The sequence below is a fragment of the Pseudomonas sp. OE 28.3 genome (assembly GCF_014268205.2).
In the GTDB taxonomy this organism is placed as follows: domain Bacteria; phylum Pseudomonadota; class Gammaproteobacteria; order Pseudomonadales; family Pseudomonadaceae; genus Aquipseudomonas; species Aquipseudomonas edaphica.
Genome location: NZ_CP077082.1, coordinates 940033 through 959459 on the forward strand (window position 1 = coordinate 940033; position 19427 = coordinate 959459).

19 protein-coding genes are annotated in these 19427 nt (G+C 61.7%); 7 read left to right on the forward strand and 12 right to left on the reverse strand.

Annotated features, from left to right (window positions below):
* Positions 1-9 precede the first annotated feature (9 nt).
* The 3 genes from HU759_RS04035 to HU759_RS04045 form a co-directional block, all read right to left on the reverse strand.
* On the reverse strand, positions 10-1542 hold the full coding sequence (locus HU759_RS04035) for a M91 family zinc metallopeptidase (protein WP_186618030.1): 1533 nt from the start codon (positions 1540-1542) through the stop codon (positions 10-12).
* A 124-nt stretch (positions 1543-1666) separates the two neighbouring features.
* Positions 1667-3016 carry an MATE family efflux transporter gene (locus tag HU759_RS04040; protein ID WP_017136734.1) on the reverse strand — a complete coding sequence of 450 codons (1350 nt, stop codon included), beginning with the start codon at positions 3014-3016 and terminating at the stop codon, positions 1667-1669.
* Between the two features lie 3 nt (positions 3017-3019).
* Positions 3020-3313: a hypothetical protein gene (locus tag HU759_RS04045; RefSeq protein WP_186618031.1), complete on the reverse strand. Its 294-nt coding sequence runs from the start codon at positions 3311-3313 to the stop codon at positions 3020-3022.
* Between the two features lie 154 nt (positions 3314-3467).
* Here HU759_RS04045 and HU759_RS04050 point away from each other — a divergent pair, with 154 nt between their 5' ends.
* The 5 genes from HU759_RS04050 to HU759_RS04070 all read left to right on the forward strand — a co-directional run bounded on the left by HU759_RS04050 (position 3468) and on the right by HU759_RS04070 (position 8143).
* The gene (locus HU759_RS04050; protein ID WP_017136732.1) at positions 3468-3776 is read left to right on the forward strand and encodes a MazG-like family protein; all 309 of its coding nucleotides are present in this window, start codon (positions 3468-3470) and stop codon (positions 3774-3776) included.
* Positions 3769-4518, forward strand: coding sequence for a methyltransferase domain-containing protein (locus HU759_RS04055; protein ID WP_017136731.1), 750 nt, complete (start codon positions 3769-3771; stop codon positions 4516-4518). Before HU759_RS04050 ends, HU759_RS04055 begins: the two co-directional genes overlap by 8 nt.
* Positions 4519-4542: 24 nt before the next feature.
* Positions 4543-5145 (forward strand): DUF4136 domain-containing protein, encoded by a 603-nt coding sequence (locus tag HU759_RS04060; protein ID WP_017136730.1) that lies wholly within the window; start codon positions 4543-4545, stop codon positions 5143-5145.
* 45 nt (positions 5146-5190) lie between these two features.
* Positions 5191-5748 carry a DUF4136 domain-containing protein gene (locus tag HU759_RS04065; protein ID WP_099548144.1) on the forward strand — a complete coding sequence of 186 codons (558 nt, stop codon included), beginning with the start codon at positions 5191-5193 and terminating at the stop codon, positions 5746-5748.
* Between the two features lie 418 nt (positions 5749-6166).
* The gene (locus HU759_RS04070) at positions 6167-8143 is read left to right on the forward strand and encodes a pilus assembly protein TadG-related protein (protein ID WP_099548145.1); all 1977 of its coding nucleotides are present in this window, start codon (positions 6167-6169) and stop codon (positions 8141-8143) included.
* Here the strand turns inward: HU759_RS04070 and HU759_RS04075 are convergent.
* A complete protein-coding gene (locus tag HU759_RS04075) occupies positions 8140-10869 on the reverse strand; it encodes a PAS domain-containing sensor histidine kinase (RefSeq protein ID WP_099548146.1) in 2730 nt (909 codons plus the stop codon). The genes HU759_RS04070 and HU759_RS04075 overlap by 4 nt on opposite strands.
* On the reverse strand, positions 10866-11306 hold the full coding sequence (locus tag HU759_RS04080) for a TadE family protein (RefSeq protein WP_017136727.1): 441 nt from the start codon (positions 11304-11306) through the stop codon (positions 10866-10868). Before HU759_RS04080 ends, HU759_RS04075 begins: the two co-directional genes overlap by 4 nt.
* Positions 11307-11378: 72 nt before the next feature.
* Here HU759_RS04080 and HU759_RS04085 point away from each other — a divergent pair, with 72 nt between their 5' ends.
* Complete coding sequence (locus tag HU759_RS04085) at positions 11379-11852, forward strand: prepilin peptidase (protein ID WP_017136726.1); 474 nt, start codon at positions 11379-11381, stop codon at positions 11850-11852.
* A gap of 126 nt (positions 11853-11978) precedes the next feature.
* Positions 11979-12761 carry a response regulator transcription factor gene (locus HU759_RS04090; RefSeq protein ID WP_017136725.1) on the forward strand — a complete coding sequence of 261 codons (783 nt, stop codon included), beginning with the start codon at positions 11979-11981 and terminating at the stop codon, positions 12759-12761.
* A gap of 188 nt (positions 12762-12949) precedes the next feature.
* Here the strand turns inward: HU759_RS04090 and HU759_RS04095 are convergent, their stop codons facing one another.
* The 7 genes from HU759_RS04095 to HU759_RS04125 are packed head-to-tail and all read right to left on the reverse strand — an operon-like array spanning position 12950 to position 19420.
* Entirely contained in the window at positions 12950-13219 is a 270-nt protein-coding gene (locus HU759_RS04095; protein WP_017136724.1) for a DUF3613 domain-containing protein, read from the reverse strand.
* 2 nt (positions 13220-13221) lie between these two features.
* A complete protein-coding gene (locus tag HU759_RS04100) occupies positions 13222-13944 on the reverse strand; it encodes a tetratricopeptide repeat protein (protein WP_017136723.1) in 723 nt (240 codons plus the stop codon).
* 10 nt (positions 13945-13954) lie between these two features.
* The gene (locus HU759_RS04105) at positions 13955-14848 is read right to left on the reverse strand and encodes a type II secretion system F family protein (protein WP_186618032.1); all 894 of its coding nucleotides are present in this window, start codon (positions 14846-14848) and stop codon (positions 13955-13957) included.
* A 1-nt stretch (position 14849) separates the two neighbouring features.
* Entirely contained in the window at positions 14850-15731 is an 882-nt protein-coding gene (locus HU759_RS04110) for a type II secretion system F family protein (RefSeq protein WP_026013678.1), read from the reverse strand.
* A gap of 19 nt (positions 15732-15750) precedes the next feature.
* A complete protein-coding gene (locus tag HU759_RS04115; RefSeq protein WP_017136720.1) occupies positions 15751-17013 on the reverse strand; it encodes a CpaF family protein in 1263 nt (420 codons plus the stop codon).
* Positions 17010-18203: a pilus assembly protein gene (locus HU759_RS04120; RefSeq protein WP_099548150.1), complete on the reverse strand. Its 1194-nt coding sequence runs from the start codon at positions 18201-18203 to the stop codon at positions 17010-17012. Before HU759_RS04120 ends, HU759_RS04115 begins: the two co-directional genes overlap by 4 nt.
* On the reverse strand, positions 18200-19420 hold the full coding sequence (locus tag HU759_RS04125) for a type II and III secretion system protein family protein (protein WP_099548151.1): 1221 nt from the start codon (positions 19418-19420) through the stop codon (positions 18200-18202). The genes HU759_RS04120 and HU759_RS04125 overlap by 4 nt, the downstream gene beginning before the upstream one ends.
* Positions 19421-19427: the final 7 nt, after the last annotated feature.

Here is a 19427-nt window from a genome sequence, read left to right on the forward strand (position 1 = left end):
GTCTATTGATTAAACTGCGTGCGGCGCCTCATCCCATAGGTAGCGATCACGCAAGGGCACGCCCATTTCCTGGCGTAGCGCATTCTCGGTGAAGGGCGATGGATTGAGGGTGGTTGGCCGGGTGAGCGGGTTGTTGTCGTGATCGAACAGCTCCCCGTCCTCAATGGCGAGGCCGAGTGCTTGGTACTCGACGTTATTAACGAAAACCGGCTGACCGTAGCGCTCAATGGGGCTTCCATCGAGGCCAAAAGCCTGTTGGTTTCCGGGTTGGTAGGTGCCAGTGGCGCCATTGAAGGCATGGGCCAACTCGTGCTGGAGTGCAAGCATCGGTGTGGTCGACAGCTGTTGGCCGAAGTGGAAGGTTTGAAGCTCTATTTCGGCGTGAGTGGCGACTGCACCGGGCACCTCATTTTTGATGTAGCCCAATTCTGATTCGCTTTGAAACTGCGAAGATTGCCAAGCGGAAAGCGCGTCGCTGTAGGCGTTGCGGAAGTAGTAGTAACTGGCGTTCATGTCGGCAGACTCTCGCAGGGTGACGGGAGACCTTATGTCGTCCACGAAGTCGTCCATTTGCTCAAGCATCCGCTGGCCGACAGGCGAACCTCGAAGCTGGTCGAGAACGTCTTGCACGGCGTCGATGAACTCGGGTTTGCCTTCTATCTTCAGCCCTTTTCTCCCGACGTCCTTGACCTCCATAAACGTGACGTTTGAAGGCCCATTGTGATGAATCTTGTCGGACGCTTTGGCGTAAATGCGATCTTTTTTACTCGTGGAGTGAATCACGTCATGGCCTGCGCCTGCGTAAAACGTGGTCTTGCGGGCGCCCACCAGTTTATCGTCACCGCGGCCTCCATTTAAAACGTTGATGCCTGCGCCTGCATACAGCTGGTCATTGCCTTGGTCGCCGTTCAAATACACCAGTCGGTGATTGGCGCCCTTGCCTGCATGCAGCACGTCATTGCCTTTGCCACCGCTCAGCACGGCACTGCCCGTGCCTGCGCGCATCCGATCATCGCCGTCACCACCCAAGGCGATTCCGCCACCGCTACCCAGGTGAATGGAGTCGTTGCCGCTGCCGCCATTGACCCGTGCATAGCCGGCGCCGGTCTTGACCCGGTCATTGCCGTCGCCCGTGATGATCCGAACAGGTGCCTTAACGCCAGGGCCAATGACCACCGAGTCATTTCCGCCCTGGGTCTCAATATTTATCATGTGCAGGTCTGTGCTTTCGGGCATTGGGAAGGGGTAGGTTTTCCCATTGATGATGGCCGTCAATGTCCTGCTGTCATGGGCTGTGATCTTTATATTGTCTGCCTGATCGCCGGTGACGATGTGAGTCATGCTGGCTGAGTGATAGTTGCCGGCACTGTCTTGCCAGGTTTCCACTTCGCGTTTGATCAGTACATTGGCTTCGTTGAACAACGTATGTGTCTGTTGCCCAATGTCAGGCGTGGGTGCCGACGGGCTGGGCGTTTCAGGCTGGGGTGCCAATGTCGGAGCGTCGGATGCGCCGAGGGGAATGCGGGGAAGTACTGTGTTCACGCAGGCTCCTGTTTCCTTCTGGCTCGCGAGAGTGGGCCAGGCGGATCCTCTGTGGTTGTAGCCCTTGTAAAGGCTCCACGCGCAGTTGTGAGTTTTTCTTACGCTGCAAACCGGCCATTCTTTACTAACGGGCGCTGAGCCAGCGGTCCTGTTTGTTCAGGCGCCAGGCAATTGCCCACAGTGTCAGGCTGCGCAGGGCCATGAACAGCAGGAAGGTGACCCACAGCCCATGATTGCCCAAGCCCTGCAAGGCCCATGCGAATGGCAGCACAATCACCACCGTCAACAGCATGCCGTTACGCATTTCCCGCGCGCGGGTTGCACCGATAAACAGGCCGTCCAGTAAATAGCTCCACACCGCAATCAACGGCAGTACGGCCAGGTAAGGCAGGTAGATATCGGCGGTTTCGCGCACGCTGGGGATATCGGTTTGCATGGCGATAAACAAGTGCCCGGCGAAGGTGAACAGCAGGGCGAACCCTAGGCTGGCGATCAATGACCAGCCACAAGCGACCACCAGCGAGCGGCGCAATGCCTGGCGATCATGGGCGCCGATGGCGTGCCCGCACAGCGCTTCGACTGCGTGGGCCAGACCGTCGAGGGCGTGGGCCGTCAACAGCAGACCATTGAGCAGCAGCGCATTGGCCGCCACGGTGGCATCGCCCAGGCGTGCGCCTTGCACCGTGATCATGAAAAACACCGACTGCAGCGCCAGGCTACGGATAAAAATATCGCGGTTCACCGCCAACAGCGGCCGCCAGCTTTGCCACCGCTGCAAAGCGGCCCAGGCGATATGCCCGGGATACGCGCGCAGGGCTTTTTGCGTGAGGGCCAGGCCGAGCAGGGCGCCGGTCCATTCGGCGATAACGGAGGCGCGTGCTGAGCCGACCACACCCCAATCCAGACCGAGTACAAACCACAGGTTCAAGGCGATGTTGACCAGGTTGGTGGTCAGCAGGATAGCCAGTGGTGCGCGGGCATTTTGCGTGCCGAGGAACCAGCCGACCAAGGCATAGCTGGCCAGCGCGGCGGGCAGGCCGAACAAGCGGGTGTGGAAAAAATCGCGGGTCAGTTGGTTCAGCTCGGGCGAGGGCTGCATCCACTCCAGGGCCAGATGGCTCAGCGGAATGCCCACCGTGCCCAGCAGCATGGCCAGCCCCAGCGCCAGCAACAAACCTTGCAGCAGGATTTGCCTGAGCGCCGCGCCATCCCCGCGCCCGGCGGCTTGTGCGGCAAACCCGGTGGAACCCATGCGCAGAAAACCCATGGCCCAGGCCAGGAAGGTATACAGGCTGGCGCCCACGGCCACAGCACCGAGTTGATGGGCGTGGGGCAGGTGGCCGATGACCATGCTGTCCACCAGGGCCACCAGCGGCACCGAGATGTTCGACAAGATCATCGGCGCAGCCAATGCCCAGACGCGGCGATGGGTGCGGCGGTCGCGCCAATCTGTCAGCAGGGTGAGTGTTTTCAAGTATTAATGCACAACCCAGCTGAGCAACCACAAACCCAGCATCAACCAGATAATTCCCATAATGATCGAGGCGCGTATAAACGCACGCACCGCCGAGTACAGCAACATCAACCCGATGATGAGGGCGGCGATGCTGATGATCGAGGTGTCCATGCCCAATGTGCGCGACAGGCCTTCAATAAAGTTGCCGCCCGCGTGGGTCAAGGCGCCGAACAGCCCGCTGAGCCCGTCGACGATAAAGCGGATGACGGACCCCAGTGCCTGGCCCAACCATTCGAAAAAGCTTTCTACCTGCATGTGTGTGTCCTGATGAAGAGGTGGGCGTCGCTGAGCCTTTGGTCGTTATTACACCAAGCGAGTTCCCTTTTAGCATAGAGGTTTACGCGTTACAGGGATTCACTTGCCTTCGCCCGGCATCCGCCCGAAGCTATACACCTTCAGGAGCCCCCGCATGAACCTCGAACACCTCACCGAACGCTTGCACCGTATTCGCGATACCAACGACTGGAAGCGCTTCCACAGCCCTAAAAACCTGGCCATGGCCGCCAGTGTGGAAATGTCCGAGCTGGTGGAAATATTCCAGTGGCTGACCGAAGACCAGTCGCGCCAACTGCCGGCGGACAAACTCACCCACGCCGGGCAGGAAGTCGGCGATATCGTGCTGTACCTGCTGTTGCTGTGCAGTGAGCTGGGCCTGGACATGAACGAAGTGGTACGCGCCAAACTGGCCGACAGCGAACGGCGGTTTGCCCATGAGTGACCGTCACTTCGACCAGTTGGCCACGCGCTTTGCCGAAAAGATCTACGGTGGCGCCAAAGGCGCGATCCGCCTGGCGGTGTTGCAGGCCGACCTGACTGAAGCCTTGCCCGAGCGCCCTTTGCGCGTGCTGGATATCGGCGCGGGCCTGGGGCATATGTCGCTGTGGCTGGCCGAGCGTGGCCATCAAGTGACCCTGGCCGAGCCCGCCGAGCCGATGCTTGAAGGCGCCCGTCAACGCTTTGCCGACGCCGGGCAGACCGCGACTTTTATCCATGCGCCCTGGCAGCAATTGCTCGGCCAACTCACCGAGCCCTACGACCTGGTCCTGTGCCACGCCGTGCTCGAATGGCTGGCCGAACCCCACGCGATCCTGCCGGTGCTGCACCAGCTCACGGTGCCCGGCGGCTGGTTGTCGCTGGCGTTCTACAACCGTGATGCGCTGATTTACCGCAACCTGCTCAAAGGCCACTTCCGCAAAATGCGCAAGAACGACATGGCCGGCGAGAAGCAGAGCCTTACCCCGCAACAACCGCTCGACCCACGGGAACTGGCGGCGCAACTCGAGGGGCTTTGGCAGGTCGAAAGCCAAAGTGGCGTGCGGGTGTTCCACGACTATATGCCGATGGAATTCCAGGCTCGCGCCAATCTGCAGGACTTGTTGGAGATGGAACTCGCTCACCGTCGTCACCCAAGCTTTGCCGGACTTGGGCGTTATTTGCACTGGATCTGCCGTCCGGTTTAAGCGGCCCAGTCTGCGGAGGTCGAAATGCGTCGTCTCTGTTTGATCCTGTTATCCCTCGGCTTGGGCGCTTGCTCCACGCCCAACCCCTACGTGGCCGCCTCGGCCCCTATGCCGCCGGCTCCGGCCCAGGCGGCGAACACCTTTGATGCCAGCGCCTACCCGGCGCCGATGCGCGACTATGGCGCCTACCGCAGTTGGGGCTGGCTTAACGGCCAGTTGCCCGCGGGGACGGCCTGGGCGGATTCGGCGCAAATAGCCGAAGCGGTCAGCGGCGCTCTAGATCAGCGCGGCTTGCGCCCTTTGCATGACAGCCGCGCCCCCGACCTGCTGGTAACCGCCGACGTGCGTCTGGAAAAACGCCTGCGCCAGGTGCAGGACGACTATGGCTACGGCTACGGTGGCTATAACCGCTATGGCAATGGCTACGGCATGTACAACACGGTGCCGGTGGTACGCACCTATGAAGTGACAGTTGCGGTGGCCCGCGTGAGCCTGTTCGATGCCCGCACGCGCCAGCCGGTATGGAGCACCAGCGCCGAAACCACCAGCCAGGGTAGCCTGAGCGAACGCGCTGATGCGTTGCGCGAAGCGATGCAGAAGGCAATGAGCGCTTATCCACCCAGTTAGCAGCTATTCTCATCTCAGGCTTATTCCATTTTTTGGAGAACCCCCATGCTTCGTCGCCTTGCTGCACTCGCTGTAGTGGTCTTGTTGAGTGGCTGCCAGACCAGCCAGGTCAACCATGACTTTGATGCCAGCCGCGATTTTGGCGCGTACCGCAACTGGGCCTGGAAAGATCCTGCCCTGCAATACCGCCCGGATGATCCACGGATCAAGAGCGACCTCACCGAGCAACGCATTCGCCAGGCCGTGGGCGAGCAACTCGACCAGCGCGGCCTGCGCCCCGCAGCCGCAGGCACCAGGGCCGACCTGAATGTACAGGCCTACCTGATCGTCGAAGAGCGCCAGCAACAAGTCACCACCAACTACGGCGGCGCCTGGGGCGGCCCGTGGAATGGCTACTGGGGCGGGCCGATGTACAACGAAACGCGCAACATCACCTACAAAGTGGCGACCATCCAGATCGACCTGCTCGACGGCAAGGACGGCAAACTGGTATGGCGTGGCAGCGACGAGCAGATGATGGCCAGCACGCCGAACCCGCAGGATCGCAGTGATGCCATTCGCAGCACGGTGACCAGGATCCTCTCCAACTACCCTCCGCACTAAAGACCACCGCCAAACCCTGTGGGAGCGGGCTTGCCCGCGATAGCGGTCTGTCAGTCACCGATGCATTGACTGATCCGCCGCCATCGTGGCACAGGTATCTACACAACGTTTGAAGGCAGCCAATTTCTCCTGTGGCGAGCAGGCTTGTCCTGCGTTGGGCCGCGAAGCAGCCCCAAACCCGGACGCTGAGTTCTTTCAGGAAAACTGCAGTGCCTATACTGGGGCCGCTTCGCGACCCAACGCAGGACAAGCCTGCTCGCCACAACAGTCCACTTGCCACTAACCGGTTGTATAGATATCGATGGCCATCGCGGGCAAGCCCCACATTTTTGATCTTCACCACCTCCAGCCCTTGTCTACACTCAATTGCATCCCAGGAGAGTAAGCGCTCGGCAACTCGCCGGCACAGGAGTGCTCGATGTCTCCCCGACTTGGTTCCAGGCAAGGTGGCGCAATCGGCCTGATGGCCGCCGGCGTGTTGGCGGTGGCGCTGGCCTTTACATTGTTGATGATCGACAGCGGCCGCCTGTACCTGGAGAAGCGCAAGCTGCAAGGCGTGGCAGATACGGCGGCGCTGGAAGCGGTGAGCCGCAGCGGCACGTGCCTGAGCGGGTTGAGCGCGGCAGCGTTTGCCGGGCAGAGTGTGGCGCGCAATCATTTTGTGGTGGGCAGCGGCAATACCCTGGTGACCCAATGCGGCACCGTGACCACCGGCGCGTCGGGCCGACGCATGTTCAGTGCCAACCCTGCAGTGTCATCGGCGATTCAAGTGGTGGTGAGCAAAACCGTGACCACCAGCGTGGCCGCCGGGGTTTGGGCGTTGTTCTCCGGCAATCCGGTGAGCATCAATACCGTATTGACCGCGACCGCCGTAGCGGCGGTGCCCACGCCACCTTCGGCCCAACTGACCATCAACAGCACCCTGGCCAGCGTCAACACCGCAAGTGCGAGCCTGTTGAACCCGCTGTTCAGTGGCTTGCTCGGCGGTAACGTCAACCTGACGGTCGCCGGGTGGAATGGTTTGCTCAATACCAATATCAACCTGCTCAGTTACCTCAACCAACTGGCGGTCAACCTCAACGTGGCCGCCGGTAACTACACCCAGCTGCTCAACACCAACGTCACCGCCGCGCAGTTGATCCAGGCCGCGGTCACCGTACTGACCGCCAACGGCGCAACGGCGGACGTGATCACCGCCCTGGGCAGCTTGCAAGTCGCCGCGATCAACCAGGCACCGTTGACCGTCGGGCAGATTCTGCAATTGCAGACCGGCACCACCGCTGCGGCGCTGAATGCCAACTTGCAGGTGTTCCAACTGATCCAGGGCGTGGTGCAACTGTCCAACAGCAAAAGCGCGGCGGCGGCGACCTTGCCCGTGAGTGTGCTGGGGTTGGCCAATATCACCACTCAGGTCAAAGTGATCGAACCGCCACAGTTGTCAGCGATCGGCAACCCGGTGCTGGCGGCGGCCAACCCTACAGGGCCAAATAAAATTTACGTACGTACCGCCCAGGTGCGCACTGAAGTGACCGTGAGCTTGCCGGTATTAAGTGCGTTGTCGGGGCTGAACACGGCGGTAAACGACTTGTTGGGTCCACTGACGCCGGTGCTCGGCAGCCTGCTGAACCTGAACCTGGTGAGCACGATCAACTCGGCCTTGTGCTTGCTGGGCGCTGGTTGCCAGCAGGCGGATTTGCTGGTGCTACCCGGCAACCTGCCGATTAACATCGTACTGGATGCCGGGGCCGCGAGCAGTTACGTCACCGCCTACAGCTGCCCCACCGGCAACGCGGGCACCAAGAGCCTGACGGCGTACACCACCACCTCGCTGGCGTCGTTGAATGTGGGCAGTATTACCAATGCGTTTTCCACCACCTTGCCGATGACGGTAGCGCCGTTACCCCTGATCGATATTGGTACCAAGACCTGCCACAAGATACTCGGCATCGGCAGCTGTGACCCGCGCGTGCCGTTTGCCGGTGGTGGCATCGCGATCAAGGTGGTCAGTCCGATTGCGCAGAGCAATCAAACCCTGGTGTTCTCCAGTACCACGCCGTTTGCCACGCCGCCGAACGTGGGCCTTGCGCCGACCTATCAGGCTGCGGCACCCGCCACCAATGTGGTGAGCAGCCTTTCAACCACGCTCAATGGCGTGGGCATCACGGCTTACCAACCGTCCGGAGGAAGCCCGTTGGGCATTCTGGCGCCTACGGTCACAGCGCTGCTCAGTGCCGTCAGCGCGATTGTCACGCCGGTGGTGGATGGCTTGCTCGGCCCGCTGCTCAACCCGATCCTTAACAACCTGCTGAGTATGCTCGGCATCAGCCTGGTGAATGTGAACGTCGGCGCCAACCTCACCTGTGGCCAGACCGGCGAGGCTTACCTGGTGATTTAAACGTCGATGGCCCTGGGCAGTTCCACGCAGAACCGTGCGCCGTGTTCGCCGTTGCTGACGCTCAGGCGCCCGCCCATGTTCTCGACGATGCCGTAACTCACCGACAGGCCCAACCCGGTGCCCACGCCAATCGGCTTGGTGGTAAAAAACGGCTCGAAGATGCGTTCCAGCAAGCGCGGGTCGATGCCGCCGCCGTTGTCTTCGACCCAGATGCGCACGTGGCGGCTGTCGTGTTCGGTGTGCAGGGCAATCCACGGGCGCAGCTCGGGGTTCTTTTCGCGCTGGCTCAACAGCGCATCGCGGGCGTTGACCATCAGGTTGATCAGCACTTGCTCAAGCTGGTCGACGTAGCCTTTGACCTGCACCGGGATATCCGCCTGGGTCAGGCGCACTTCAACACCTTTGCCACGCAGGCCTTCACTGAGCAACGACAAGGTGCCCTCCAACGCCTGCGCCGGGTCAAAAGGTTGCTGCTCGACCTCCGAGCGGCGGCCGAACACACGCATATGGTCGACCACCCGCGCCGCACGCTGTACCTGGGCGTCGATGCGCTGGAGTTTTTCGGTCAGGTAGTCGATCTGCACGTCGCCATTGCTCAGGCGCTTGAGCACATTGACGATGGCCATGCGCATCACGTTCAGCGGCTGGTTGATCTCATGGGCCAGGCCCGTGGCCATTTCACCGAGGGTGGCCATTTTCGCGCTTTGCGTCAGTTGCTGCTGGGAGCGCCGCACTTCGGTGTTATCGCGGCCCACGGCCTGCACTTCCACAAGGGTGCCGTGCTCATCAAAGACGCCTCGGTCCGACCACACCCACCAGGCATGTTCGCGGCCGGGCAATTGCAGGCTGATTTCGGCTGTGCTCACCGGGAACTCCGGCGTCAACTGCTGTATGCGCTGCACAAACGCTTCGCGCTGTTCGGTCGACAGCCATTCACCCAGGTTGACCCCGCGCAACTGCGCAGGTAGGCACTCCAGGTAATTGGCCAGCGGCGTGTTGCCGAAGGTCAGGGTCAGGTCCGGGCGGTAGCGGCAGATCATTGCCGGGGAGTCTTCCACAAGGATGCGATAGCGCTCCTCACTGTCCTTGACCTGCTGGGCGGCCAAGGTTGCCTCGGTCACATCCAGCCACAGGCCGACCGCTTCTACCGGCACGCCCAAGTCGTCGCGCAGCAGCTTGGCTTCGTCGAGCAGCCAGTGGTAATCCCCGTGTGTGTCTTGCACGCGGTAACGGCTGCGCACGCTGCCTTCACGCAGCAATTGGCGGGTGCGCTGGAAGTACAGGTCGCGGTCGTCCGGGTGTACCCATTGCACCAGGCTGTCATGGGTGCATTCGGCCAGGGTGCGACCGAGCAAGGGCAGCAGACTGTGACTGAAAAACACCGGCTGCAGCGCGCCATTCACATAGCGCTGCACATAGATCACCGCCGGTGAGCTGGCAATCAGGTTATCCAGGCGGGCGCGGGCGGCATCGGCTTGCAGCTGCTGGTTCTGGATGTCGCTGATGTCGAGCATAAAACCGACCCAGCGCCGCTGTTCACCGGCGCCCAGCACCTGGCCCTGCACGCGATACCAGGTCGGCGCGACGCTGTCGCCACGGTTGAGGCGCGCGCTGGCGAGCAAGGGTTTGCCGAGGGTTTGCAGGTCGCGTAGACGGCTGTGCAGTTCCTGGCGGTCGGCGGGGTGAATGTGGTTCAGCCACGCTTCGAGGGGTTGCCGGGTTGGGCCGTCTTCCGGGTCGAGGTTGCGCATCAATTGGGGGGCGAGCTGGATCTCGCCGCTGGCGGGCAATAACTCAAACCAGCCCGTGCCCAGCAGGCCTTGCAACGCTTCCTGGCGCTCGAGTTGTTGATGGTGACGGTGTTCGCGCAGGCGGCTGAGCAGTGGGGCGGCGAGGGCGGCGGCGAGGTTCAGCCAGTCGCGGTCGTTGCTGTGCAGTTGGCCACTGTACGCGCCGCACAGCAGCCATGCGGCGATGCCTTGGCCATCGCGATAGGGCACAAGGAACCCATCGGCATTGCCGAAAATACTGTGCAAACGCGGGTGCTCGCCGCGCCCATAAGGCGCTTTCAGGCTCAGCGGCGTGGTGCCGTTGAGGCTGTCCAGGCAGGTTCCGAGGCGTTGCCCAGTGTGCCAGAACAACGGTGCATCATGGTTGGCGTACTGGCTGTAGACCCTCCAACCCTGGTCTTCCTGATCGAGCAGCGCCAGGGCCACGCAGGGGATACGCCAGCGCTGCGCCACGCTGCTTAACTGTTCGTTGAACACCTCGGGCAGGCGGCTGAGGCTGCACACGCGCAGTTGCTCACTGACGCGGCTGCTCAATTGGTGGTTCTGTTCGCGCTGCTCGGCCAATTGCCGGCCGCCGAGCAAATCACCAATGTCTACGGCATGCAGCAGCCAGCCATTGTCGTGGGGTTCAAGCGTGCCGCGGGTGTGCAGGGTTTGCCCGGCGATCCCGTGAAAATCCAGGTCGAGGCTGTGGCGCTGCCAGTCGGCGGGCACGCCTTCAACCGTTACGGCGCTATGGGCACTCAGCAGTTCTTGCAAACGCGGCGAGTTAACCAGTGGCGGCAACTGTGGGCGCAACGTGCCGCTGAGGTCGAGCACGCGGCCTTGGCTATCCAGTTGCACATGCAACCCGGCAGACGGCGGCGCGGGCGTGTCGATTTCCAGCGCGCCATTGCGACCGAGCAAGCGCCCGAAAAGTCTGTCCCCCGAAGTCAAAACTGCAGGCTCGACTGGGCCTGCAGAGTTGCCGGTAACTGCGGCACGGTGCCGATGCCCGGCAGGACAATAAAGGGCAGCACCGCCTGGAGGTTGGCCGACGGGTAGTTGATCTGCACCGACAACAGCCCGCTGGTGAAGGTGGTGGTGACTTGGGTGGAAGCGTCGAATTTGTAGGCGTTGGGAATCCACCCCAAACGGTTGGCGACCGCCGTTTTGGCAGTGGCCTGTACGGCGGCGGGGTAGCCTTGCATATTCGGGTCCAGCCCTACGCTCTGGCGCACGGCTTCGGCGGTGGCCTGGTTGAACGACTGCAACAGCAGCAGCGGCAGGCTATAGCTGACCGTGCCGTAGAACACGGCAAAAAAAATCACAAACACGGCAATGAACTCGATGGCTGCCGCGCCTTTTTGCTTTTCCGGGAGGCTTGTTTTCATCACCGCGTCTACCCTGACGGCTACTACTTGATATCAGCATAGAATCAATCGGCGAAAAGGGATGTTTTTTACGTGATCCATAGTGCAGTGGTGCTGTTGTGGTTGGGGCTGTGTGCCGTGCAGGACGTTCGCCAGCGCTTGCTTGCCAATCGCCTGACGCTGGGCGCGGCGTTGTTGGCGTTGATCTACCTCGTGTGGACGGGCAACACCTGGCTCGGCGCCTCCGTCGGGCAGGGGCTGTGGGCGTTTTTCCTGGCGCTGCTGCTGACCTTGCCCGGTTACGCCCTTGGCCGCCTTGGAGCGGGGGATGTAAAGCTGCTCTCGGCCTTGGCGCTGGCCTCCAATGCCGACTATTTGCTGGGTTCATTTGTGGGGGCCGCGATCGCCAATTTGCTGTGGCTATTGGCAGCGCCAAAGCTTTGGCCGCTTATGAGTCAAGGGGTTAAAAAGCATCTGGGTTATCTGGCGCCGGACCCGTCAAGAAAACTGCCGTTTGCGCCGTTTTTACTGGTGGGGTTCGCCGCCACCTGGTTTTGGATCCATTAATCGTCTGAGGGTATTAACGCTATGTACATAGTCGGAAAGTACGTCTACGTTTAATACGTAGATGTACGGGAATATTCGTGGTGAAGGATTAGTCAAACTTTTGGCTTGCAATGCATGGAGTAGCGCGTGAACAAGCTTACCTCTGCAGTAAAAGTGCTCGTGGTCGACGATCAACCGCTGATCGTGGAGGAGCTCTGTGAATTTCTTGAAAGCAGCGGTTTCCGCTGCGTCCCGTGTGAATCCAGCCAGCAGGCCTTGAAGCGTTTTACCGAAGACGCCGAGATTGGCCTGGTGCTGTGCGATCTGCATATGCCGGACATGGACGGCATCGAGTTGGTCCAGGCCCTGCAGAAGGTTGCGGGCAAGCAACGCGCCTTTGAGGCGATCATGTTGACCGGCCGTGCGGACAAGCAGGATGTGATCAAGGCGCTGCGCGCGGGGATCGCGGATTACTACCAGAAGCCAATCAACCTCGATGAGTTGCTCGAAGGCTTGCAGCGCCAGGAAGCGGCGTTGGAGGAGCGCAAGAAAGAGCTGCAACTGGGGCACTTGAACCAGAAGCTGCAATTTCTTTCCGAGTCCATCAACGACCTGTACCAGGACCTCGACAAAGCACGCCGCAGCCCGCCAGGGCATGAGAATGACGAGGCGTCGGCCGAGGAGGCCGGGCCGGTGGAGATTCCGGCGATCTTCAACCAACTGTCGCCACGTCAGCTGGATGTTGCGCGGCTGGTGGGCAAGGGGCAGACCAATTATCAGATTGCCTGTGAGCTGGGCATTACCGAGAACACCGTGAAGCTGTATGTGTCCCAGGTGCTGCGCCTGACGCACATGCATAACCGCACGCAGTTGGCGCTGGCGTTGTCGCCTAACAACTCGGCGATGCGCCAGCGAGTCACCGCCCACTGAGTGGGAGCGGGCTTGCTGTGGCGAGGGAGCTTGCTCCCGTTGACTGCGCAGCAGTCTCCGGCTTTTTTGGGGGCGCTTCGCACCCCAGCGCAAGCAAGCTTGCTCGCCACAGAAAGCCCGCTTGTGTCTGAATGATCGTTCCCACGCTCTGCGTGGGAATGCCGCCCAGGACGCTCCGCGTCCTGCTATCAACTACCGCCCTGGGCTGTCCCGCCCGCCTTCTGATCGAAGTACTCCGGAATCGGGTGCTTGTAGCTTTCCAGCAAGCGTTGCGCCGCCAGGTCACGCTCGGCGGCGGAGGCTTTTTGCTGGGTGCTTGAGGCCGCTTTCCCGCTGGACTGCAAGGTCAGCCAGCTTTCGGTCACCGCCTGCTGCGGCGATGACGGGCCGGGCTCAATGGCCATGACACTAAGGGGCAGTGCCAGCACGGCGAGGCTGGTGAGATATAGCATTTTCATGATCAATTCCTCGGGGTGCTTGCGGCATCACTCATGGTAGCCACCTGGTCTTTGACCTTGGCGACGGGAACGCTGGCGCCTTTGAGTTTCTCGGCGCGGGCCTGGGCGTCGGTAACTTGTTCCGGGCTCAGGTTCATTTGGCTGGCCACCTGCGCGGCCTGCTTCCAGTTGTCCTGATAGATCATCAGGGTCACCAGATTGATCGCCGCCAGCGGGTCGCTCTGCTTGAGCTCCATGGCAGTCATGAACTCGAAGCGTGCGTCTTCCAGGCGCAGTTGGTTGAGGTACACCACGCCCAGGTCATTGCGGATTTTTTCATCCGTCGGCGCCAACCGGGCCGCGCGTTGCAAGTGCGCCATGGCTTGGCCGTTGTCGCCCTTGGCCGAGGCCAACTGGCCCAGGCCGTGTTCGCCTTCAGCCGCCATGCAGGTGCCGATCAGGCTTTGATAAAGCGGCTGTGCCTCGCTACGCCCGAGCAGGCGATACGCCTTGGCCTGGCGCAGGCGCACCTGGGGCAGGTTGGCCGGCAGGCTCTGCAGGTTCGCCAGGCTGGCGTGCAGCTTGCCGTCGCCGGCCATTTCATCGGCCAGGTTCAGCGCCAGTTCCTGGTCCGACCCAGGTTTGGGGCAACTGCCGCCCGCTGTCAGGGCCGCCCACGGCGTTTGGCCGTTGGTGGCACACCCCCCGAGCAGCAACAGGCTCAAACCGGCTATCAAGGCTTTCATCGGGCGGTCCTCATAAGTTACTCAAGGCCCGGGAGATGCCGATGAACGCCGGCCCCCCGAGCACGATCAGCAGGGCGGGAAACAGGAACACCATCATCACTACCGACATCTTTGCCGACATCTTCGACACGAATTCCTGAATGCGCGTAAGGCGGCGGTCGTCGAGCAATTGTTTGAGCGCCAGCAGCGATTTCATTGCACCGCCGCCTTGCTGGACCAGTTGCTGGAGGATGGTGCAGGTGTCGGTGAATTCATCCACGGCCAGCATTCGCGCGGTCTTGCCCAGCTCTTCGCTCAGCTCCAGGCCGGAGTCGACACGCGTCAGGATCAGGCGCAGTTCATAAGTCAGGTCCGGCAGCAGGCGTTGCGCTTCAATGCTCAGCACGCGCAGCGCTTGTTCAACCGCCATGCCTGACTCGAACAGGATGCGCAGCAGCGGAATGAAGGTCGAGACCTCACGGGAAATGCGCTGCTGACGCGCCTTGGCGGCCCAGGCCAGGATGCGTTTGGGCAACAGGTAACCGATGCCCATACCGATTGCGGGCGCCAGCCACGGCGAGGCCGTGTGAGGAAACAGCAGCTCCTGGCCCAACAGCACCACGCCCAGCGCCACTAGCGGCGTGCCGACCTGCAGGGCGGCGAACATGGAACGTTGGCTGGCCTGGCGCCAGCCGACGCGGCTGAGCAACAGTTGGGTCTCGTTGTCCAGGCTCACCGAGCGTTGCGCGATAGGGCTGTTGCCCAATTGGCGCATCAACGTATTGAGCGTGCGCTCACGCCCCATCTGGCCCTGCAAGCGCTGGGCCACCAGGCGCTGGCCGCGCCGGTGTTTGAGCAGGTTGGCCAGCACCAGCGCCAGGGCGGCCAGGAGCAATACGGCGCTGATCAGCAGTGGGATAGCCATCTCATACGCTCCGCAGCATGCGCCACAAGGTGAAGCAGCCCAGCAGCTGCATGCCGAGTGCCACGAACAACAGCGTACGCCCGGTGCCGTCGTTCCACATGGTCATCAGGTATGCCGGGTTCACTACCAGGAAGTAGCCGATCATCGAGATGGGCAGGGCGCCGAGCACGTAGGCGGTCACGCGGGTTTCGCCGGTCAGGGCGCGCAACTGGCGGGCGGCCTGCTCGCGCTCGCGGATCATCTTGATCAGGTTTTCCAACAGTTCGCTGGCATTGCCGCCATAGCGATGGTTGATCTTCAAGCCCAGCGCAAACAGGCGAAACTCATCACGCTCGTAGAACTCGGCAAAGTCGTGGGTCGACTCCGGCAGGCTTACGCCCAACTGCACATTGCGCTGGATACGGCCCATGGCCTGTTGCAGCGGGTCTTCGGTGATCTCGATACCGCCCAGCACCGAGTCGGCCAGGGTGCGCCCGGCCTTGAGGCTGCGCACGGTGTGGTCGAGCAATTGCGGCAGCTGTTCGATCATGCGCTTGATGCGCCGCTGGTAGCGCCAGGCGATGTACAGGCGCAGCAGCACCGGCGGCAGCACCAGCATCACCAGCAGGCCGAGCCAGCCGGCCACCAGCAGCCCCAACGCCACGCCCAGGGCCCAGATCGCCAGCCACAGGCCCAGGCTGTCCGTGGGTTTGCCCAGGCCTGCGCGCAGGAACATCCGTTCCACGCCACTCCACTGGTTGGCTTCTTCGGTGAGCTGCGGCTGGCCCTCGGCGAGCCGGCTCAGTACCCGCTCGGTCTGGGCACGGCGCAGGCCGTTCTGAAAGGAGCGGATCGACAGGCCGATCAGGATCAAACAGATGAGTAGCAGGATGGCCCCGGTCATGGTCATGTCCCCTTCAAGGCTAAGCCGGTTCGCGGCGCAGTTTATCGCCGGCAGGGTTGACCGCCTCGCGCAAGAAGCCGAAGCCAGTGCGCCGGTCATGGCGGAACAGGGTATTGGTCACGTACACGTCTTCGCGGATACCCACCACCTCCACCACTTCGCTGACGCAACGACGCCCGTCCGGCAAACGGGTCAACTGGATCACCACATCGAGCGCCGCGCAGATCATTTGTCGCAGGGTTTTCTCCGCCACCACACGGCCGGTCAAGCCCACCAGGGTTTCCAGGCGCAGCAATGCATCGGCAGCGTTGTTGGCGTGCACGGTACTCATGGAACCGTCGTGGCCGGTGTTCATGGCGGTGAGTACATCAAGCACTTCCACGCCACGGATCTCACCAAGGATGATGCGGTCGGGGCGCATCCGCAGGGCGTTGCGAATCAGGTCGCTGGCCTTGACCTCGCCGTGGCCCTCGGCATTCGGCGGGCGGGTTTCCAGGCGCACCACGTGGGGGTGGCCCAATTGCAGCTCGGCCACGTCTTCGATGGTGACCAGGCGTTCATGGGGGTTGATCAGTTGGCTGAGAATATTCAGCAGCGTAGTTTTACCGGTGCCGGTACCGCCGCTGATCAGGATATTGCAGCGCTTGCCCACGGCTTCCTGGAAGAAGTCAAAGATGTTCTGGTCGATGGTCTGCATCGCCACCAGGTCGCTGCTTTTGAGCATGTCCTTGCGAAACTTACGAATCGACAGGCACGGCCCGTCCAGGGCAATCGGCGGGATGATTGCATTGACCCGGCTGCCATCCGGCAGGCGTGCGTCGACCATCGGCGACGATTCATCCAGGCGCCGACCCAGCGGTGCGAGGATGCGTTGCATCACGCGTTCAACGTGGTGCGAATCGATAAAGCGCAGGTCGCTTTGATGCAGCAAACCGTCACGTTCGATAAACACCCGGTGCGGGCCGTTGACCAGGATTTCGGTCACTGACGGGTCGCGCAGCAGCACTTCCAGCGGGCCGAAACCGGTCAGTTCATCGACGATCTCTTCGGCCAGGCGCTCCATCTCATAACGGGAAATCGCCAGGTGCATGCGATTGATGTATTCAGCCACTTTGTCGATGACAAACTGCGCCAACAGCGGGCGTGAACCCTCCAGCAAGTTTTTGCCTGACTCCTCGATGGCATCGATGATGTAGCGATGCAGCACCAGCTTGAGCCCGTCGTGGTCAGTGTTGCCACCGAGGCCGCGAGCGGGGGCGCCGAAGAGTTTTTCACCGTTCATTTGCCAGCCCTCAGCAGGCGTTCAAACCAGGTGTGCGAGGGTTGCTTCATGCCTTCGGAGCGCTTTGCCAGGCGCTCGCCCAAAGCTTTGAGGTTGTGGGTCAGGGTTTCGCGTGGGGCCAGGGCGAACAGGGTTTGCCCTTGGTTCTTGGCATTCAGGCGCACCTCCGGGCTCAGCGGCAGCACCGCGATCACCTCCAGCCCATAGCTTTTGCCCAGGGCTTCGGCGTCGGGCGCGCAACCTTTGATGTAACGGTCGACCAGCAGCTTGGCGTGTTCCAGCTTCATGCCTTTTTCGCGCCACTGGTTCAGCACGCCGAGGTTGCGACGGCAGTCCAGCACACTCTGGTCGGTACACCACAACAGCTTGTCGCAATGGCTGACAAAGGTGCGCAGCGCTTCGCTGTCGGGCTGGCCGGCGAGGTTCACCACGATGTGCTGGAAGTGTTGGCGCAAGGCACTGAGCAGCATGTACAGCTCGGCCGCGCTGGTCTGTGCCAGGGGCTCGTCGTTGGGGGCGTAGGCGAGGATGCGCAGGCCGTCTTCGGCGCAGGTAAACGCGCTGTTGATCAAGGTGCTGTCCAGGCGCCTGAGGTGGCGCAAGGCATCGCCGAAATTGAACGAGCTTTCCAGCCCCAGCAACGCCAGGCTGTCACCGCGCGGCAGGCCCAGGTCGAGCAACAGGGTTTGCTGTCCGCTCTTTTGAACCACCAGCGCCAAGTGGCTGGTCAGCAATGCGCCGTCGGCATTGCTCTGGGTGCCGTAGAGCACGGTCAGGCCACCCAGTTGGGTGTTGGTGGTCACCGGCGGCAGGCGTTTGCTCAGGCGACGTACCAGCCCGGCGACTTCGCTGGAGCGTGAGCCATAGGCGACAAAATCGCGGGCGCCGGCGCGCATGGCATTGAGTACAAGCTGGTTGTCCATGCCATCGCCGAGGGCGACGATGGCGAGCATCGGCTTGGCCTCCAACGCGCCTTCGATCAGCGCGCTTTGGGCCACCACGTGTTCGCGGTCGAGGCCGATAAACACCAGGTTGGCGAAGGTCACGTCCACCAGCGCGAGCAGCTCGTCGAGGGTGCCGCTGCCGGCGCTGACCACTTGGCCAAGCGGTGCCAGCGCGCCCTGCAGCCATTCCAGGTCGGTGCTGTTGCGGGTGATTGCCAGAAACGTCTGGCTCAGGCTATCGCTCATTGAGACAACCCATTGAGTCGGTCGAAATTGCCATTTTCCAGGAAGTACAGGCGGTACCAGTTCGGGTCGTAGTTGCGCAGCTTCTCGCCGGGCAAGGACGGCAGTTGGGCGTTGGCGGCCAGCGGCTGCACCAGGTGCGGGGTGACGATCATCAGCAGCTCTTTGTCCTGGCGGTTGACCGAGGAATCACGAAAGAACGCACCGAGAATCGGGATATCGCCCAGGCCTGGAAACTTGCTGATATTGGTGGTGTTGGTGCTGCTGATCAGGCCGCTGATCACAAAACTTTCGCCGTCGGCCAGTGACACGCTGGTGTCGGTGCGGCGGATGGTCAGGGCCGGCACCTGGATGTTTTGAATGACCACGGCATTGGTGTAGTCCAGCTCGCTGACTTCGGGGGCCACCTTGAGGGAGATGCGATTGTGGTCGATCACCGTTGGCGTGAGTGTCAGGCGAATGCCGAACTCTTTGTACTCGATCGAGATGTTGTTGCTGGCGCTGCTGGGCACCGGGATCGGTACTTCGCCGCCGGCCAGGAAAGTCGCACTTTGCCCACTCATGGCTACCAGGCTTGGACGCGCCAGGGTGTAGGCAAAACCACTGCTTTCCAGGGCATTGATCAGGGCAGAAACCCGCCCGCCGCCAAAGCCGATATTAAAGTTGGTGGTGCTCACCGGCAGCTTGAACGTGTCGACGGTAGGCGAGAGCAATTTGGGGCTGCCGAGGAAAAAGTTGCTGCCGATGCCGAGGATCTTGGTGCTGGCTTCCTTGAGTTTGGAGCGGCTGACTTCGACGAAGCGGATATCGGTCTGTACCTGGCTGGGCAGCGTCGGGTCTTCTGACGGCGACAGCGACAGGCTGGTCAATGCCGAGGTAGCCTTGCCTTTGACGAACACCATGCTCTGGCGCGGCGTGTTCGAACAGGCGGTCCAGACCATCAGGCTGGTGGTGCCGGAGGCCACGCCGGTGAGCAGGAAACCGCGATCGCCATTGAGGTGTACGTCGGCAATTTTCGGGTCGCCAATGGCCAGGCGTGTGATGGCGACAGGGGATTGCAGCTCCTGTTGCAGGCCCTCGCCCACCGACAGTGCTGCGGGTAATTGGCCCAGGCTGCCGCAGTTGCCCGGGGCGGCTGCAACGAGCCCCACAGACAAGTTCGACAGCATCAGGGCACAGGCGATTTTCAGCGTGAACACCGGTGCGAAACGTCGGTTCATGCACAGC

What these genes read in the sequence shown, in the direction of transcription:
- HU759_RS04045 (WP_186618031.1), bottom strand. Translation starts at nt 3,313, where the DNA reads ATGCAGGTAGAAAGCTTTTTCGAATGGTTGGGCCAGGCACTGGGGTCC.
- HU759_RS04050 (WP_017136732.1), top strand. Translation starts at nt 3,468, where the DNA reads ATGAACCTCGAACACCTCACCGAACGCTTGCACCGTATTCGCGATACC.
- HU759_RS04055 (WP_017136731.1), top strand. Translation starts at nt 3,769, where the DNA reads ATGAGTGACCGTCACTTCGACCAGTTGGCCACGCGCTTTGCCGAAAAG.
- HU759_RS04060 (WP_017136730.1), top strand. Translation starts at nt 4,543, where the DNA reads ATGCGTCGTCTCTGTTTGATCCTGTTATCCCTCGGCTTGGGCGCTTGC.
- HU759_RS04065 (WP_099548144.1), top strand. Translation starts at nt 5,191, where the DNA reads ATGCTTCGTCGCCTTGCTGCACTCGCTGTAGTGGTCTTGTTGAGTGGC.
- HU759_RS04070 (WP_099548145.1), top strand. Translation starts at nt 6,167, where the DNA reads ATGTCTCCCCGACTTGGTTCCAGGCAAGGTGGCGCAATCGGCCTGATG.
- HU759_RS04080 (WP_017136727.1), bottom strand. Translation starts at nt 11,306, where the DNA reads ATGAAAACAAGCCTCCCGGAAAAGCAAAAAGGCGCGGCAGCCATCGAG.
- HU759_RS04095 (WP_017136724.1), bottom strand. Translation starts at nt 13,219, where the DNA reads ATGAAAATGCTATATCTCACCAGCCTCGCCGTGCTGGCACTGCCCCTT.
- HU759_RS04100 (WP_017136723.1), bottom strand. Translation starts at nt 13,944, where the DNA reads ATGAAAGCCTTGATAGCCGGTTTGAGCCTGTTGCTGCTCGGGGGGTGT.
- HU759_RS04105 (WP_186618032.1), bottom strand. Translation starts at nt 14,848, where the DNA reads ATGGCTATCCCACTGCTGATCAGCGCCGTATTGCTCCTGGCCGCCCTG.
- HU759_RS04110 (WP_026013678.1), bottom strand. Translation starts at nt 15,731, where the DNA reads ATGACCGGGGCCATCCTGCTACTCATCTGTTTGATCCTGATCGGCCTG.
- HU759_RS04115 (WP_017136720.1), bottom strand. Translation starts at nt 17,013, where the DNA reads ATGAACGGTGAAAAACTCTTCGGCGCCCCCGCTCGCGGCCTCGGTGGC.
- HU759_RS04120 (WP_099548150.1), bottom strand. Translation starts at nt 18,203, where the DNA reads ATGAGCGATAGCCTGAGCCAGACGTTTCTGGCAATCACCCGCAACAGC.
- HU759_RS04125 (WP_099548151.1), bottom strand. Translation starts at nt 19,420, where the DNA reads ATGAACCGACGTTTCGCACCGGTGTTCACGCTGAAAATCGCCTGTGCC.